The sequence below is a fragment of the Pseudoalteromonas sp. XMcav11-Q genome (genome assembly GCF_040104525.1).
Classification (GTDB): domain Bacteria; phylum Pseudomonadota; class Gammaproteobacteria; order Enterobacterales; family Alteromonadaceae; genus Pseudoalteromonas.
Window position 1 is genome coordinate 159,846 of the sequence record NZ_JBECOX010000001.1, and the last position, 15,651, is coordinate 175,496.

Here is a 15,651-nt window from a genome sequence, read left to right on the forward strand (position 1 = left end):
TTAATGGCCAATGATGCTTATGTTTGGATGAGAGAAGCCAAACATAAGCTTTAGCGCTAAGCCATTACTTCCTTTTACGCTTGGTTCTTGTTCCTAGAATACGCTTTTTGTCTCTTTGCTTCTTAGATTTACCAGAATTACGGCGAGTGTCTTTAGGCTCTTTGGTTAAATCAGGTTCATAGCCTGGCAGCCATTGCGGCGCAAATCGCTCATCTAAGAAAATTTCTATTTCTTCTAGTAGCCACTGTTCATCAATACTCACAAGCGAAATGGCTTGGCCGTTTTGTCCAGCACGACCACTACGGCCGATACGGTGCACATAGTCTTCAGCAACATAGGGTAACTCAGCATTGAAGACATAGTTTAGCGAGTCAATGTCAATGCCACGAGCTGCTACATCCGTTGCGACCAAGACGCGAATTTCACCTGATTTGAATTGAGATAGCGCTTTGTCACGCGCGCCTTGAGACTTATCACCGTGGATCGCTGCGGTTTTAAGGCCATCCTTATTCAATTCTTTTGCGTAGCTATCAGCACTATTTTTTGTGCGAGTAAACACCAGTACCTGATGCCAATTATTTTTGCCAATCAAGTGGGCGATCAATTCACGTTTGCGATCTTCGTCTACCGAATAGAACGTTTGCGTAACTGTACTTGCGGTGCTGTTCTGGGATTCAACACCTACTCGCTTAGGGTCGTTCAACCAAGGCTTTACTTGGGATAACACAGCATCGTCAACCGTAGCTGAAAATAGCAACGTTTGACGCTTAAGCGGCATAGTGCGCATGATCCGCTTAATTTCCCCCATAAACCCCATATCTAACATGCGATCTGCTTCATCGAAGACCAAGTGTTGAATATTTTTGAGTGTTAATGTGCCTTTGATTAGGTGGTCAAGTAAACGCCCAGGTGTCGCAACCACTACGTCTACACCCGCTCTTAAGCGCTTTTCTTGCGGGCCAATATTTGCACCGCCATATAAGCACACGACATTTAAACTGGTGTTCACCACTAACTTTTCAGTGTGCTCTGCAACCTGCTGTGCCAGCTCACGAGTCGGCGTTAATATCAATGCCTTAACCGATTTCTCACCTTGCGTGGCGCCTATCAGCATGGAGTGCAAAATCGGCAGCATGAAGGCGGCAGTCTTACCGGTTCCAGTTTGGGCACTTGCAATTAAATCACAACCACTGAGCAGAAGTGGAATACTCTTTTCTTGAATTGGTGTGGGTGACTCAAACCCAAGCTCAGTAATTGCGCTTAGTAGTTCAGGGTGAAGTTGTAACTCGCTAAATGTCATTGGAGATCAGTGTCTATTACCAAAATTGTGCAGATTATAGCAAAGGATTGTAAGGAAAAAACTGGGAGATAGTTTTATTAAGCTAAATAAGTAAAGGTAATTAACTGATACTATTTTAAGAATCTAATTAAAGCAAACAACTCATTATTAGATAAAAAAGAACAAAACTATTTATAGCTCAGACTTGACAAACACCCAAATTGAAACAAAATTGTAAACCAGGTTAACCAAAGGTTCTCCTGCTTAAATATTACGATTATTAATTTAAAAAAGGATTTAATATGAAATATCTGTTTTCAACTGTCATTATGGCAGCATTTTTGTTCTCTAGTTTTACCTTTGCTATGAATGATAATACTACAATTTATCTCACTGAAAACGGGATTAAAGGAGTTATCCAGGCTCAACATAGCGTTAAAACAGAGTCGTTTGATCAGAAAGGCATGCATTCTCCAATCGAGTTTTCAGTATCCAATGACTTGCTTGATACTATTTCCGCATCTATCAAATATCAGGGCAATCACTATGCTTTGTTACTCAATCAAGTTAAAAAACAAGTTAAGATAACTGGTACTGATATCAATAATAAACCTCTTATTAATACCCCAGCACTTCGTGCCGACATAAAGAATATGCTACACGACGTAGAGCTTAATAGTGGTTTGATTATGAAAAGCCAATCAACTCTAGATAAGGAGTCGAAACTTGCACTCTTAAAATTCTTCGAATTTTTATCTACCTATCCATTAGGTGAAGCAATTGATCAGCAAATAGAGAGCAAAATCAGTGCACAAGATTGGACTGATCTCTGTGCGTATATGGGTAAATCAAAGACTGCTGTTTGGGATATTACCAACTCGTCTGTAAAGACAAGAAATTATATCGTCGGTGGTCATGGCTTTTGTGCAGCTAGATGTGGTGCGGGTTGTCCAATGTTTGGTGATGGTCAATATACCCAAGATTGCTTGAATCACGATGCCTGTGCCGATGTTGAAGGTGAGCAACTAGGTGTATGTGGTGACGAATGGACTTCAGCCTCAGACGACTTTTGGTTTTCTCCTGACTGTACAACTCCACCACCATCATTACGTTAAAATAATAATTTTTGGCTGGTATGCTGTTTTGCAAGCGAGATCACTACATCCATATAGGCATTGAGCATGACTAAGTGAAATCGGTATTATCAGCCTAGGTTAATCTATCGGGGGCACAATCACCTGAAATGACTAATAAGGAAATGTTCATGTCACGACAAAGATTGAAGCTATTAACGATAGGTCTTTGCTTAATAGCCTTTACACCTTTGCTTGGTTTACTTCTTGCGGAGCTTATCGCTGAAATTCTTCACTGCCATGTTGCAGAAAGTGCTAGCTCAGATTGTATTGTCGCCGGCTATGATTTTGGTATGCCACTAGCAATTTTATACACAGGTGGTTGGGTAAGTATGATTACGGTCCCTGTTGCGGGCTTGGCAGCTTTAGTTTGTTACATCAAATACCGTGATGCAAAACTAAATAACAACCAATAAAAAAGGGGCTTAACGCCCCTTCTATTCACATCAACTTGATTAAATTGCTGCGTTTCTGAATTCTCTAACAAATTGCTTAACAGGCATATCGTTACAACGTAAGTTGCGAACCTGTTGGTTATTCAAACGTAGGTGATTAACGCCGTGACGTACTGCATCTAAGCATAACTCAGTTGCTGTATCTGACTTTTCAGCAATTAGCTCCACTTTCTTTTCTTGCTTTTGCGAGCGCTTCGCTGCTTTTGCAAACTCACGAATATCTTCACCATTACAGTGGATGCTTGGTGAGAAGCGAGAAATAAATAGGCCTAGTGATGCAGCTTCTTTACGTGCTGCACTGAAACCTTGCTCTGCTGCAACAGCACATACTTTTGTCGCTGGTGATGCGTCAGCTTGAGTGAACTCAACCTGTGAAGCGAAAGCTGTTGTAGAAACCAAAGAAACAAGACCAAAGAAAGAGAGAGATTTAAGCATAATATACCCCAATTGAACGATTCGGCGCGGATTATAATTACAACGACGAATAAGTAAACAGCTAAATCATGCAATTTTGGTTATTTAATGATCTATTTACACTAAGCTAAAATCCTCGTTATCCTCTCGCTAAACTTGTGCAAAATTTAACAACTGCCAACATGCTTGTCAGCTGACTAAATAAGTAATTTCACCCAAGCGCTGACCCTCTCGTTTTTAAGTGATAAACTTTGCCAAATAACAGCAAGAATCTAAAGAGAGCGCTATGAAAATTGTTTCGTTTAATATAAACGGCCTCAGAGCTAGACTACATCAATTACAGGCATTGATTGAAAAACACCAACCTGATGTCATTGGACTGCAAGAAATTAAAGTCCATGACGAAGCTTTTCCTATCGACGATGTAGAAGCACTTGGCTACCATGTTTACTTCCATGGTCAAAAGGCGCATTACGGTGTGGCACTACTCTCCAAGAAACCTGCAAAAGCTATCCAAAAAGGCTTCGCTACGGATACTGATGAATCACAACGTCGCATGATCAGCGGTACGTTTGAAAGTGATTCAGGTAACGAAGTTACCGTTATGAATGGTTACTTCCCTCAAGGTGATAACATCAGCCATGAAACAAAATTTCCGTATAAAAGACAATTTTATGCAGATCTCATGACCCACTTAAATGATTTTGCCGATCCTCAATCTAACCTTGTAGTCATGGGCGATATTAATATTTCTCCATTGGATGCGGATATTGGTATTGGTGAGCAAAACCGCAAGCGTTGGTTAAAGACGGGTAAGTGCTCGTTCCAACCAGAAGAGCGCGAGTGGTTAAAAACACTGCTAGATTGGGGCTTTAAAGATACATTTAGAGTGCTGACACCTGATGCAACCGAAAAGTATTCGTGGTTTGACTACCGCTCAAAAGGGTTTGATGATAACCGAGGTCTGCGCATAGATGTGGTTTTAGCAACCGCTCCATTAACTGCGAAATGTATTGAAAGTGACATAGATTACGAATTGAGAGGAATTGATAAGCCCTCTGATCACGCACCAATTTGGGCAACTTTCGACATTTAATCATCTGCTTTTTCCGCCGAGACTGTAAATACAGTGCTCGGCATAGAGCAAAATCACCAATTTTAAAAACTGGATAGAAACGTGACGTTTATCGCTGCCCTTGGGTTATTTTTACTCAGTTTTCATCGCAAAGAATACCTGCAATTACTACAAGTACCAGCCAGACAAACCGGCGTATTAAGTTGTGCGGTTATCCTCACGTTACTGTGGCAAATAAAAGCAGGCATTTTACCTGAGCTGAACATTCATATTCTTGGAATAACAGCAGTAACGTTAATTTTAGGTTGGCGACTGGGTGCGTTGAGTGCAACTTTGGCCTGCCTCGTCCATAGTTACTTTAGTGCTTTTACCTTGGTGGAGTTTGGTAATTTTTGGCTGTTTACTGCACTGATACCTGTCTACTTAAGCTATGGACTTTTTGCCCTTTGCTATCATCATTTACCGCGGCACTTTTTCGTTTATATTTTTGTTTGTGCATTTATTTTCGCAGGTACGGTGGGCTGTTTAAAGATACTTCTAAGCGCATTCTATTATTATGCAATCGATGCCTATACTTGGTATCAGTTGGCAGACAATTATCTCCATTTTGCCGTCATAATGTGGTTCCCTGAAGCCATGTTAAACGGCATGGCCATCACCTTACTCATTACATATCGCCCACATTGGGTAAAAACTTTTTTTGATAGGGAATACTTAGACAAATGATCTCCCACTACCGCTGTCCACTGTGTAAACTGCCTTTATATCAAGGTGGTGCGAGCTACAGCTGCAATAATAATCATCAATTTGATATTGCCAAAGAAGGCTATGTCAACTTACTACCCGTGCAAAATAAAAAATCAAAACAGCCGGGCGACAACCAAGAAATGGTTGCGGCGCGTCGGGCATTCTTCGAAACCGATCATTATCATTTTCTACGTGATAGGCTTGCACAAATCATCTCTGAAAAAGCGCCGGCTACCCTGCTGGACTTAGGGTGTGGTGAAGGCTTTTACACCCATGAAATCGCAAATCGCTGCGAGAATGCCAAAGTATACGGGGTCGATATCGCAAAACCTGCTGTCCGCTATGCCGCTAAACGCTATCCTCAAGTTGAATTTAGCGTAGCCTCCATCAAAGAGGCTCCTTTTGAAAATGAATTTGCAGATGTGATTGTGAGCATTTTTGCGCCAGTGTTCGCCGAAGAACTCGCCCGTCTATGCAAACCATCAGGCAGTTTGTATGTCGTCTCACCCGGCGAGCACCATCTATTCGAACTCAAGTCTCTGATTTATGACAATGTAAAGCTACACAAGGCACCAGAAACACCACAAGGGTTTGAGTTGGTTGAACGGACTAAATTACAACAAACACACAGAATGGAATTTGAGTGTGTTGAACACTTAATCATGATGACGCCATTTGCATGGAAATTTAAGCAACAACACATGGACAGATTACAAAAGATGGACCATATCGAAATCACGCTCTCGTTTTTGATAAACCAATATCAGCGCATGTAACCCTACATCAGCTCACCCATTATGAGCAAATCGCTGCCTACTTGCTTGGTAGGCAGGCAAACAGAAACTACAGATTTTCTTGCGTAAACGCTTTGTCCATTTTATCGAACATATCTTTTAGCAATCGCGCTAAGTCTCTATATCTAGGCTTTCTTGAGGACAGGGGTGCATCGTAGCCATTGGCAACCATCTTTTGATGCAGTTCTGTATACCAAGAATACAAAGCCGGATTTAACGGCGTTTCAGCTCTTTTACCAAGCCATAATAACCCTTGGACAGGAAGCGATAAAAAGAATAAAGCAATCGCAATGGCTTGCGGCAGATATTGAAAACCCAATTGGCTGGTCTGCAAAAACAGAGTAAACACCGCCAGCATAGGCATTGTATTTAAAGCAAGTTCTGTCGCCTTGATCACCCTAAATTCGGGGAACAACGGTGCTAACTCCTTGCGCATAGGCCACTCTTTCGAGTATTGACGTCCAAGTTGCACTTGCGAAATAAGACTTTTTTGCATCATAACTCCTAGGTGCTAACTTTTATATAAAAAATGAGGTAAAATCGACGTCTTTACTGTCAACTATACCTTAGTCTAAATGCGTAGCTTATATGCGCTATAGCTTTAAGCTTAATACGCAATAACTGTTATTGTCAAAACGGAAAGTCATTATGTCATCTCAGCATGTTTTGGTTCTTAATTGTGGAAGCTCCAGTCTTAAGTTTGCAATCATCGATAACGCAACGGGAGAGGAGATATTATCAGGTCTGGCTGAACGCCTAGCTGAACAATCACCACAAATTAAATATAAGTTCCAAGGCAACAAGGAAATCGTGCCCCTCAATAGTGGTGATGCGCACCAAGTTGCGATCACAACGCTTGTAAAACTCATCAAAGATCTCACGTTAGACGCAAATCTTGTCGCTGTCGGCCACCGCGTGGTACACGGCGGTGAGCGCTTTACACAATCTGTCATTATCGATGACTCCGTTATAAATGCTATCCAAGAAACGGCTAGTCTGGCACCTTTACATAATCCAGCTAACCTACTAGGTATCCGCGCAGCTCAAGCCGCATTTGCGCATCTACCGCAAATTGCTGTCTTTGATACGGCTTTCCATCAAAGTATGGATCAAACAGCGTACCTTTATGCTCTACCCTATTCACTATATCGTGAGCATGGTGTTAGACGTTACGGTTTCCACGGCACCAGCCATGCTTATGTATCGGCGCAGGCCATCGAGATTTTAGGCTTAAAAGATAAGCCATCTCGTATTATTACCGCACACTTAGGCAATGGTTGTTCCGTTACCGCAATTAAAGACGGTAAATCGGTGGACACCAGCATGGGCTTAACTCCATTAGAAGGTCTAGTGATGGGCACCCGAAGTGGTGATATTGATCCGGGCTTATTCTCGTTTTTAGTTAATCACCTTAACTATTCAACACAGCAAATTGACACCTTGTTGAATAAACAAAGTGGCCTTTTAGGTATTAGTGAGCTTTCTAACGATTGCCGAACGATTGAAGAAGCAGCGCAGGAAAGCCACCCTCAAGCAACACTGGCGCTTGATATTTTCTGTTATCGTTTAGCCAAACAAATTGCTAGCTTCTTGGTACCACTAAACGGTTTAGATGCACTTGTATTTACCGGTGGAATTGGCGAAAACTCTGATGTTATCCGTGAAAAAGTAGTAAACCAGCTTAACTTCCTTGGCATGCATATCAATAAAGAGTGTAACCTCAACGCACGCTTTGGTAATCAAGGTGTGATCACTGATGAGTCTCACTCTCCTGTCGCTATGGTCATCCCAACCAATGAAGAGTGGGTGATTGCCAACGATGCAGCCACGCTTGCTAAAGGAGTGTAATGATGGGTCGTCGTATTATGCTTATTCCCATTTCTACGGGCGTTGGTTTGACGTCGGTGTCTGTAGGAATCGTCCGAGCACTGGAACAAAAAGCGGTAAAAGTAAATTTCTTTAAGCCAATTGCACAACCTCGCAAAGATGAAGTCGGCCCTGAAAAGTCAACACTCATCGTTCAGCAAGGTTCTACTATTGCCCCACCCACGCCGTTTGGGCTGAGCTACGCTGAGCAAATGATAGGTGATGGTAAAGGCGATGATTTGTTGGAAGAAATTGTGGAGCGCTTTGAAGGCACAGTACAAGACGATGAAGTTGCCATCATTGAAGGAATGGTTCCTACCCGTCGTCAACCTTACGCTGGCCGTGTAAACCGCGAGATTGCGCAAACACTAGGTGCAGATATCGTGTTTGTCTTAACGCCGGGTAATGACTCTATCGACGAGCTTGAAGACCGCTTAGAGATTGCTGCTGGCAATTATGGCGGTGTAAACCACCCTCGCGTATTGGGGTGTATTTTCAATAAAGTGAATGCACCGCTGGATGAAGATGGCAGAGCGCGCGCCGATCTGGTTGATCAATACAAACCAGAAGAACTTGAAAACGAGATGAATCGTTTGGCATCGCTACCTATTTTCAGAAAACACCCATTTCAACTTTTAGGTGCCATACCATGGGACTTTGACTTAGTAGCGCCGCGAGTTATCGACTTAAGCAATTATTTAAAAGCCGAAATCATCAATGCGGGTGATATGGAGCACCGTCGTCTGCGCCGTGTTACTTTTTGTGCAAGAACGGTATCGAACATTCTTAACCACTTTACGCCAGGTGCCCTGTTAGTTACTCCTGGCGATCGTTCAGATATCTTAGTCGCTGCGTGTTTATCGGCCATGAATGGCACCAAGATTGGCGCTATCTTGTTAACTGGTGGATTCAAACCAGAAGAGAAGATCATGACCTTATGCGAGCAAGCGATGGATACAGGTCTACCTATCCTTGCTACTGAGGCTGATACTTGGCGCACTTCTTTGCTATTACACAATTTCAATATGGAAGTACCCAGCGATGACGAGCAGCGCATCGAGCGCGTAAAGCAGCACAACGCCCGTCACATCGATAGCGAGTGGCTGGAAAGTTTGGCCAAAGGGGTCGCAAAAACCCGCAAACTCTCCCCTCCTGCGTTTCGTTACCTGCTGACTGATTTAGCTAGGCGTGCGAGCAAAACCATTGTGCTGCCTGAAGGTAATGAGCCGAGAACAATTAAAGCGGCTGCTATCTGTGGTGCGCGAAATATCGCTAAAACCGTACTGCTTGGAGATAGAGAAGAGATTGAACGTATCGCACAGCAACAAGGTGTTGAGCTTAATGAAAACGTGACTATCTTATCTCCTGAAGAAGAGCTGCAAAAGTACATTGCGCCTATGGTTGAGCTACGTAAAAACAAAGGCCTAACCGAGGTCGTTGCGGCAGAGCAACTGCAAGATAACGTCGTGCTCGGCACCATGATGTTAGCCGAAGGCCAAGTTGATGGCTTAGTATCTGGTGCGGTAAATACCACCGCCAATACTATTCGCCCACCCCTGCAGTTAATCAAAACGGCACCAGGCGCGTCGTTGGTAAGCTCAGTATTTTTCATGCTGCTACCGGACCAAGTGCTAGTATACGGTGACTGTGCAATTAACCCTGATCCAACGGCAGAACAGTTAGCCGATATTGCAATTCAATCTGCAGATTCCGCTGCAGCATTCGGCATTGAACCTCGCGTTGCCATGATCAGCTACAGCACAGGAACATCTGGACAAGGTGCAGATGTAGAAAAAGTGCGTGAAGCCACCGAGATCGCACAAAAGAAACGCCCTGATCTCGATATTGACGGGCCGCTGCAATATGATGCCGCCATTATGGAAAATGTCGCACGTAAAAAAGCGCCAAACAGCAAAGTCGCTGGTAAAGCAACGGTATTTGTCTTCCCAGATTTAAATACAGGTAACACCACATACAAGGCGGTGCAGCGAAGTGCTGAACTTGTTAGCATCGGACCTATGTTACAAGGTATGCGTAAGCCTGTTAACGACCTAAGCCGCGGGGCTTTGGTTGATGACATAGTATACACCATTGCCTTGACTGCTATTCAGGCAACACAAATCGAAGAATAATCTTTATACCAAGGGCTCAATGCATGAGCCCTTTTCTTTTTCATCTCACTAATCCTTTCTTTTGCCTAGAATTCAGGCGAACGCTCTGGTCTTTAAATTGACTTCGCTATACTATGAATTATACCAATTGGTATTTTTCCAAAAACAAGGGTTGGTAATGTCAAAGCAAACGCTGCAATTGCTCAAACAAGAATTTACGATACATAGCTTGGATTGCGATGACGCTGTTCCACAAGCAGTGTTAAACAGTGAAATCTTTTTTATTGCCAAAACTGAGGATGAACTCTCTATAGTTTGCGCGTCAGATATCGCAGTCAGTAGCCTCGCGGCTGAAAGTCATTGGAGAGCATTGGAAGTCGTGGGCCCGCTGGGGTTTTCGCTTACGGGAATTATGGCCAATATTTCTGGTGTGCTAGCAAAGTCCAACGTCTCTATTTTTACGTTATCAACGTACGATACCGATTACATTCTGGTAAAAGAAAGCCAAATCCAGCAAGCGATGCAAGCACTTAAAAAAGATGGATATTTATTACTTTGATTGAACTCTCACCACCAATCCAATATCGGCCAATATCCCAAATCGCAAACCCTATTGCCCATATTCCAAGTCCCTTTTCTGGCAAAGTCTTACCGCTAAGTACATATCCAAACGCGGCGATTGCGTCAGGTATGTTAGGGATTGGTGTTTGTGTACAAATGCGCGTGCCTTTGCTGCTATCTCCTTGTAACGGAAAACTAATCCAGATCAGAAAAAATAACTGCGAATACATTTTACACGCCAATAACGGCTTAAAAATGTTACTGAGCTTAGAAATCGGCAATGAATTTGCCAAACCCGAATATCTCAAAGCAAACAGCTTTGGCAAAACCACGGTAAAGCTTGGAGAGCCGCTATGCTTTTTTGATATTCCACTCAGTGAAGCAAAAACCATGGCCGCCATTGTGCTACTCAATGCACAAAAGCTTGGTGCGTGTTATTATCCTTTAAAACAAGTATCTGCGGCCAAAGAGCCGATAATCACAATTGCAAGGGCGTGTGCTTTATGACAATCACAATGTATGGGATCAGCAACTGCGATACCATTAAAAAAGCCAAAAAATATCTTCAAGACAACAATATCGAATTCACCTTTCACGACTACCGCAAAGATGGATTAGACGAAGCTCTACTCACCGCTTTTATTGACCAACTTGGCTGGGAAAACGTGTTAAACAAACGCGGGACCACATACCGAGCTCTTAGTGAAGAACAAAAACAAAATCTCGATGCGCAGTCAGCGAAACAACACCTTTTGGCGACACCAGCCATGATAAAACGTCCTATTTTGCAGTACCAAGGTCAATATCACTTGGGTTTTAAAGCTGCACAGTATGATGAGATTTTTGCCTAATGAGCGAAGTAGTTAAGCTCGCTCAAGCTCTGATCCAAAGGGCTTCTGTTACACCTGATGATGCTGGTTGCCAACAATTAATAAATGAACGCTTGGCAAAGCTTGGCTTTACCATCGAAGAACACTTCTTTGTTGATACGCTCAACACGTGGGCACGAAAAGGCGACAGCGGACCACATTTTTGCTTTGCTGGACACACAGATGTAGTACCGGTTGGTGACGAGAGCCAATGGCAGCACCCGCCATTTGCTGCAGTGATTGAAAATGACATGTTACATGGCCGCGGAGCTGCTGACATGAAAGGCTCACTTGCAGCTATGGTCGTGGCAACGGAAAGGTTTATCGAAAAACACCCCAACCACAAAGGGTCATTGTCTTTTTTGATAACCTCTGATGAAGAAGGTCCTTTCGTGAACGGCACAACTCGAGTTGTAGATTTATTAGAAGCCCGAAACGAAAAAATTGATATGTGCTTGGTTGGTGAACCTTCATCACGTCATGAGCTTGGCGACGTAGTAAAAAATGGTCGTCGCGGTTCACTCACCGGACACCTAAAAGTGATTGGAAAACAAGGTCACGTAGCCTACCCTCATCTCGCTAAAAACCCCATTCACTTGTCTGCGGCGGCGATTGCTGAACTCAGTCAAACCGAGTGGGATCAAGGGAATGCATTTTTCCCCGCAACAAGCTTCCAAGTTTCCAATATCAATGGCGGAACTGGAGCTGGCAATGTGATACCGGGCTCTTTGCAAGTACAGTTTAACTTTCGCTTTAGCACTGAAGTTACAGCCGATGAGCTCAAACAACGTGTTATTGCAATTTTAGACAAGCATCAACTTGATTATGAGCTTAATTGGATACTGAATGGGCTACCGTTTTTAACAGAGCCAGGCCCATTGCTCGATGTGACGATTGCAGCCATCAAAGAAGTGACGGGAATGCAAACCACACCGGAAACTTCAGGTGGCACATCTGATGGCCGATTTATTGCCCAAACGGGATGTAAAGTAATTGAGCTTGGTCCAATTAATGCCACAATCCATCAAGTCGATGAATGCGTGAGTTGCAAAGACTTAGATCAATTGGCCTTAGTCTATGAAAAGATCTTGGAGAAGTTACTTGCCTAGCCGCTATATGCTTACAAGCGCTGAATGCAGCGCTTGTGGCGTTAATGAATCACATCTGGTTTTTTACCATGGCCGCCATGTGCATAGCGCAATCGTTTCCGATCTCAACGCCCTCTCACAAGCTGCAAAAAAGGCAGGTTTTGAATTCTACATGGCGTCCGCATATCGAGGGTTTGAAAGGCAAAAAGCGATTTGGAATAGCAAGTTTGCGATGCGCCGTCCTGTTTTTGATATCTCTAACCAAGAGGTAGAACTGAGCAACCTCTCAGACATCGACAAAGTAAAAGCAATTATGTTGTTCTCCGCCCTACCTAGTGCTAGCCGCCACCATTTGGGTACTGATCTGGATGTGTTCGCCAAAAACCTTGTACCGACAGGACAATCACTACAACTAGAACCATGGGAATACCAGCAAGATGGACATCAGCACGAATTTTCGCTGTGGCTTGATGCGCATTTAGCAACTTTTGGTTTCTACCGGCCTTATGATTGCTATCGAGGGGGAGTTGCCGCGGAGCCTTGGCATATTAGCCACCAGCTAACGGCATCAAAACTTGCCACGTTGCAGTCCGTTGATGCGATTGATGCCGTGCTGAAACGCAGCGATATCAAAGGTAAAGGCGCAATATTGGCGAATCTCAGCGCACTACATCAGCAATTTATCACCAATGTAGCGCAGCCATAACGACTGATCCGAGCTTAAGTTACTTAGACTAGAAACGAAAGGTTATTTGTTTTTGTCGTGGATAGCGTCAAGCCTAGCCAGTAGACTTGAGGTATCAAAACGGTTGCCGCCAAGCGCTTGAACATCCGCATAATATTGATCCACTAAAGCTGTAAGCGCCAAATTTGCGCCGTTACTTCTTGACTCGTCTAGTGCAATGCCTAAATCTTTTCTCATCCAATCGACTGCAAAACCAAAGTCATATTCGCCTGCCAACATGGTTTTATAACGATTCTCCATTTGCCAAGAGCCAGCTGCACCCTTAGCAATCGTTTCAATTACCTTTTCACCATCAAGACCCGCCTTTTTAGCAAAGTGTAAGCCTTCTGCGAGCCCCTGTACCACACCTGCGATACAAATCTGATTGACCATTTTACAAAGCTGCCCAGCACCCACTTCTCCAATTAATTGGCTAAAGCGAGCAAACGCGGCCATGATTGGTTGTGCTTTTTCAAACGTACTTTCGCCTCCTCCAACCATCACCGTTAACACGCCATTTTCTGCACCAGCCTGACCACCAGATACAGGGGCATCTAAGAATTCAACTTGTAATTTTCTGGCTTCTTGCGCTATTTCACGGGCAACTTTTGCAGATGTTGTCGTATGGTCAACTATCACCGCTCCCGGCTTTACCCCCGCTAACACACCACTCTCGCCATATACGACTGAGCGTAAATCGTCATCATTGCCAACACACATAAACACAAAATCACAGTCAGTCGCTGCATCTTTAGGTGTAACTGCAAAGTTGCCAGCATACTCAGCGGCCCATTTTTCGGCTTTGCTGGTGGTACGATTGTATACCGTGACTTGGTAACCCGCCTTTTGCAAATGCCCAGCCATTGGATACCCCATGACGCCTAATCCTATAAATGCGACTTTCACTGACATATTTCTGTCCTATTTCGTTGTTATCTTAATAAGAATGGAGTTTTTATACCCGACCACCTCTGTCATAGCAAATGAAAAAACCGCTTTGATACCGAATAACATGAATAAATCACACGGAGCCTGAAAGGATGGAGAATATTTATCGTTTTAGTGCACAACTTATTGATGGCCAAGTTTTGCCATTACAGTCTTTAGCGGGAAGACCGCTATTGATCGTTAACATTGCGAGCAAATGTAGCTTTGCTCCGCAACTGTCTGCACTTGAAAAGCTATACAGCAAATACAAACCTTTTGGATTTGAGGTATTGGCCTTTCCTTGTAATCAGTTCGGTCGCAATGAACCACTTGAAGATGAAATGCTTAAAGAGTTTTACAATACACATTTCAATTTAAGCTTTAAGATCTGTACTAAAACACAAGTCAACGGACCTGATGCACATCCATTATTTAGCTATTTAAAATCTCACACCCGTGGTATCGCGCAAAACCGCGCAATTAAATGGAATTTTACCAAGTTTCTAATAAACTCTGAAGGCATGCTAGTATCAAGATATGCCCCAAGAACAAAACCAGAAACGCTTAAGTCAGTGATAGAGAGCCACATTAATCATGAGAATCGCCCTATTCAGTTCGCAAAACTATGAAGTGCCGTTTTTTGAGCAAGCCGTAAATACCTACTCAGAACTTGAAATAAGTTTTATTAGTGAGTCACTCAATGAAAAAACGGTTTCGCTGTGTCAGCACTATGACGCGGTTTGTGTATTTGTAAACGATACTGTAAATGCACAAGTGATTGATAAACTGGCTGACTATGGCGTTAAAACCATCGCCCTACGCTGCGCAGGTTTCAATAACGTTGATATTCAACAGGCAAAACAGCGTGACATAAAGGTTGTCCGTGTTCCAGCCTACAGCCCAGAAGCGGTTGCAGAACACTGTATCGCGTTGATGCTAACGCTCAGCCGCAAGACACATAAGGCCTACAATCGAGTTCGAGAAGATAATTTTGATCTCAACGGCTTACTCGGTTTTAATATTTACAATAAAACGGTTGGTATCATCGGCTGTGGCAAAATTGGCCAAGCCTTAGTCAGTATCTTAAACGGCTTTGGTGCCAATGTCCTAGTTTATGACCCAAACATAGGGGAAGGTCCTTATACCTTGGTCTCTCTAGATATCTTACTGGCGCAATCGGATATTATTAGCCTACACTGTCCGCTTAATGAACATACTCATCATATTATTGATGATGCTGCGTTTGCCAAAATGAAAGCGGGTGCCATGCTTATTAACACTAGTAGAGGCGCCCTGTTAGATAGCAAAGCCTGTATCGCCGCGCTTAAGTCTAAACGACTCGGTTACCTCGGCTTAGATGTATATGAGCAAGAGTCAGAGCTATTTTTTAAAAACCACAGTGAAGAAATAATTCAAGACGATGTTTTCTCGCGTTTGGTTAGCTTCCCCAATGTGCTAGTTACTGGACATCAAGGTTTTTTTACCAAAGAAGCACTAAAACAGATTGCAACAATAACCTGTGAAAACCTCGACGCAGCAAGACTTGAAAGGCCACTGACAAACCAAGTAGTCTGATTTCAGAAACCAAAAAAAGAGCATATCAGCCAT

18 protein-coding genes are annotated in these 15,651 nt (G+C 43.3%); 14 read left to right on the forward strand and 4 right to left on the reverse strand.

The genetic code is table 11. The annotated features are described in order from the left end of the window. Nucleotides 1-64: 64 nt before the first annotated feature. Complete coding sequence (locus ABMY45_RS00750) at nt 65-1,300, reverse strand: DEAD/DEAH box helicase (protein ID WP_174168715.1); 1,236 nt, start codon at nt 1,298-1,300, stop codon at nt 65-67. Between the two features lie 281 nt (nt 1,301-1,581). On the opposite strand from ABMY45_RS00750, the gene ABMY45_RS00755 reads away from it, so the two are divergent. Next, nucleotides 1,582-2,394: a hypothetical protein gene (locus ABMY45_RS00755; RefSeq protein ID WP_211866297.1), complete on the forward strand. Its 813-nt coding sequence runs from the start codon at nt 1,582-1,584 to the stop codon at nt 2,392-2,394. A 149-nt stretch (nt 2,395-2,543) separates the two neighbouring features. After that, a complete protein-coding gene (locus tag ABMY45_RS00760) occupies nt 2,544-2,828 on the forward strand; it encodes a hypothetical protein (RefSeq protein WP_010605040.1) in 285 nt (94 codons plus the stop codon). A gap of 39 nt (nt 2,829-2,867) precedes the next feature. Here the strand turns inward: ABMY45_RS00760 and ABMY45_RS00765 are convergent, their stop codons facing one another. Next, nucleotides 2,868-3,302: a hypothetical protein gene (locus ABMY45_RS00765; protein WP_010605041.1), complete on the reverse strand. Its 435-nt coding sequence runs from the start codon at nt 3,300-3,302 to the stop codon at nt 2,868-2,870. 265 nt (nt 3,303-3,567) lie between these two features. On the opposite strand from ABMY45_RS00765, the gene xthA reads away from it, so the two are divergent. The 3 genes from xthA (at nt 3,568) to rlmA (ending at nt 5,879) form a co-directional block, all read left to right on the forward strand. Next, nucleotides 3,568-4,377, forward strand: coding sequence for an exodeoxyribonuclease III (xthA, locus tag ABMY45_RS00770; RefSeq protein WP_010605042.1), 810 nt, complete (start codon nt 3,568-3,570; stop codon nt 4,375-4,377). Between the two features lie 81 nt (nt 4,378-4,458). Next, nucleotides 4,459-5,082 (forward strand): energy-coupling factor ABC transporter permease, encoded by a 624-nt coding sequence (locus ABMY45_RS00775; protein ID WP_010605043.1) that lies wholly within the window; start codon nt 4,459-4,461, stop codon nt 5,080-5,082. Continuing rightward, nucleotides 5,079-5,879 carry a 23S rRNA (guanine(745)-N(1))-methyltransferase gene (gene rlmA / locus ABMY45_RS00780; protein ID WP_174168713.1) on the forward strand — a complete coding sequence of 267 codons (801 nt, stop codon included), beginning with the start codon at nt 5,079-5,081 and terminating at the stop codon, nt 5,877-5,879. The genes ABMY45_RS00775 and rlmA overlap by 4 nt, the downstream gene beginning before the upstream one ends. A 67-nt stretch (nt 5,880-5,946) precedes the next feature. On the opposite strand, the gene yfbV is transcribed toward rlmA, so the two are convergent. Then, nucleotides 5,947-6,393 carry a terminus macrodomain insulation protein YfbV gene (yfbV, locus tag ABMY45_RS00785; protein ID WP_010605045.1) on the reverse strand — a complete coding sequence of 149 codons (447 nt, stop codon included), beginning with the start codon at nt 6,391-6,393 and terminating at the stop codon, nt 5,947-5,949. 152 nt (nt 6,394-6,545) lie between these two features. On the opposite strand from yfbV, the gene ABMY45_RS00790 reads away from it, so the two are divergent. The 7 genes from ABMY45_RS00790 (at nt 6,546) to ABMY45_RS00820 (ending at nt 13,098) form a co-directional block, all read left to right on the forward strand. Further along, nucleotides 6,546-7,745 (forward strand): acetate kinase, encoded by a 1,200-nt coding sequence (locus tag ABMY45_RS00790; RefSeq protein WP_349288285.1) that lies wholly within the window; start codon nt 6,546-6,548, stop codon nt 7,743-7,745. 2 nt (nt 7,746-7,747) lie between these two features. Then, nucleotides 7,748-9,895, forward strand: coding sequence for a phosphate acetyltransferase (gene pta / locus ABMY45_RS00795; protein ID WP_174169075.1), 2,148 nt, complete (start codon nt 7,748-7,750; stop codon nt 9,893-9,895). 157 nt (nt 9,896-10,052) lie between these two features. Continuing rightward, on the forward strand, nt 10,053-10,433 hold the full coding sequence (locus ABMY45_RS00800) for an ACT domain-containing protein (RefSeq protein WP_010605048.1): 381 nt from the start codon (nt 10,053-10,055) through the stop codon (nt 10,431-10,433). Further along, nucleotides 10,430-10,942, forward strand: coding sequence for a PTS glucose transporter subunit IIA (locus ABMY45_RS00805; RefSeq protein ID WP_174168711.1), 513 nt, complete (start codon nt 10,430-10,432; stop codon nt 10,940-10,942). The genes ABMY45_RS00800 and ABMY45_RS00805 overlap by 4 nt, the downstream gene beginning before the upstream one ends. Then, nucleotides 10,939-11,286, forward strand: a complete 348-nt coding sequence (locus tag ABMY45_RS00810) for an ArsC family reductase (protein WP_010605050.1) — start codon at nt 10,939-10,941, stop codon at nt 11,284-11,286. The genes ABMY45_RS00805 and ABMY45_RS00810 overlap by 4 nt, the downstream gene beginning before the upstream one ends. Then, complete coding sequence (dapE, locus tag ABMY45_RS00815) at nt 11,286-12,413, forward strand: succinyl-diaminopimelate desuccinylase (RefSeq protein ID WP_206470967.1); 1,128 nt, start codon at nt 11,286-11,288, stop codon at nt 12,411-12,413. Before ABMY45_RS00810 ends, dapE begins: the two co-directional genes overlap by 1 nt. After that, on the forward strand, nt 12,406-13,098 hold the full coding sequence (locus ABMY45_RS00820) for a M15 family metallopeptidase (RefSeq protein WP_102056990.1): 693 nt from the start codon (nt 12,406-12,408) through the stop codon (nt 13,096-13,098). Before dapE ends, ABMY45_RS00820 begins: the two co-directional genes overlap by 8 nt. A gap of 42 nt (nt 13,099-13,140) precedes the next feature. On the opposite strand, the gene ABMY45_RS00825 is transcribed toward ABMY45_RS00820, so the two are convergent. Next, nucleotides 13,141-14,028, reverse strand: a complete 888-nt coding sequence (locus ABMY45_RS00825; RefSeq protein ID WP_029215781.1) for an NAD(P)-dependent oxidoreductase — start codon at nt 14,026-14,028, stop codon at nt 13,141-13,143. Between the two features lie 128 nt (nt 14,029-14,156). On the opposite strand from ABMY45_RS00825, the gene ABMY45_RS00830 reads away from it, so the two are divergent. Continuing rightward, a complete protein-coding gene (locus ABMY45_RS00830; protein ID WP_010373899.1) occupies nt 14,157-14,672 on the forward strand; it encodes a glutathione peroxidase in 516 nt (171 codons plus the stop codon). After that, the gene (locus tag ABMY45_RS00835) at nt 14,638-15,618 is read left to right on the forward strand and encodes a 2-hydroxyacid dehydrogenase (RefSeq protein ID WP_174168710.1); all 981 of its coding nucleotides are present in this window, start codon (nt 14,638-14,640) and stop codon (nt 15,616-15,618) included. Before ABMY45_RS00830 ends, ABMY45_RS00835 begins: the two co-directional genes overlap by 35 nt. Nucleotides 15,619-15,651: the final 33 nt, after the last annotated feature.

What these genes read in the sequence shown, in the direction of transcription:
- ABMY45_RS00790 (WP_349288285.1), top strand. Translation starts at nt 6,546, where the DNA reads ATGTCATCTCAGCATGTTTTGGTTCTTAATTGTGGAAGCTCCAGTCTT.
- rlmA (WP_174168713.1), top strand. Translation starts at nt 5,079, where the DNA reads ATGATCTCCCACTACCGCTGTCCACTGTGTAAACTGCCTTTATATCAA.
- ABMY45_RS00760 (WP_010605040.1), top strand. Translation starts at nt 2,544, where the DNA reads ATGTCACGACAAAGATTGAAGCTATTAACGATAGGTCTTTGCTTAATA.
- xthA (WP_010605042.1), top strand. Translation starts at nt 3,568, where the DNA reads ATGAAAATTGTTTCGTTTAATATAAACGGCCTCAGAGCTAGACTACAT.
- yfbV (WP_010605045.1), bottom strand. Translation starts at nt 6,393, where the DNA reads ATGCAAAAAAGTCTTATTTCGCAAGTGCAACTTGGACGTCAATACTCG.
- ABMY45_RS00755 (WP_211866297.1), top strand. Translation starts at nt 1,582, where the DNA reads ATGAAATATCTGTTTTCAACTGTCATTATGGCAGCATTTTTGTTCTCT.
- ABMY45_RS00800 (WP_010605048.1), top strand. Translation starts at nt 10,053, where the DNA reads ATGTCAAAGCAAACGCTGCAATTGCTCAAACAAGAATTTACGATACAT.
- ABMY45_RS00830 (WP_010373899.1), top strand. Translation starts at nt 14,157, where the DNA reads ATGGAGAATATTTATCGTTTTAGTGCACAACTTATTGATGGCCAAGTT.
- dapE (WP_206470967.1), top strand. Translation starts at nt 11,286, where the DNA reads ATGAGCGAAGTAGTTAAGCTCGCTCAAGCTCTGATCCAAAGGGCTTCT.
- pta (WP_174169075.1), top strand. Translation starts at nt 7,748, where the DNA reads ATGGGTCGTCGTATTATGCTTATTCCCATTTCTACGGGCGTTGGTTTG.
- ABMY45_RS00810 (WP_010605050.1), top strand. Translation starts at nt 10,939, where the DNA reads ATGACAATCACAATGTATGGGATCAGCAACTGCGATACCATTAAAAAA.
- ABMY45_RS00765 (WP_010605041.1), bottom strand. Translation starts at nt 3,302, where the DNA reads ATGCTTAAATCTCTCTCTTTCTTTGGTCTTGTTTCTTTGGTTTCTACA.
- ABMY45_RS00835 (WP_174168710.1), top strand. Translation starts at nt 14,638, where the DNA reads ATGAGAATCGCCCTATTCAGTTCGCAAAACTATGAAGTGCCGTTTTTT.
- ABMY45_RS00750 (WP_174168715.1), bottom strand. Translation starts at nt 1,300, where the DNA reads ATGACATTTAGCGAGTTACAACTTCACCCTGAACTACTAAGCGCAATT.
- ABMY45_RS00825 (WP_029215781.1), bottom strand. Translation starts at nt 14,028, where the DNA reads ATGTCAGTGAAAGTCGCATTTATAGGATTAGGCGTCATGGGGTATCCA.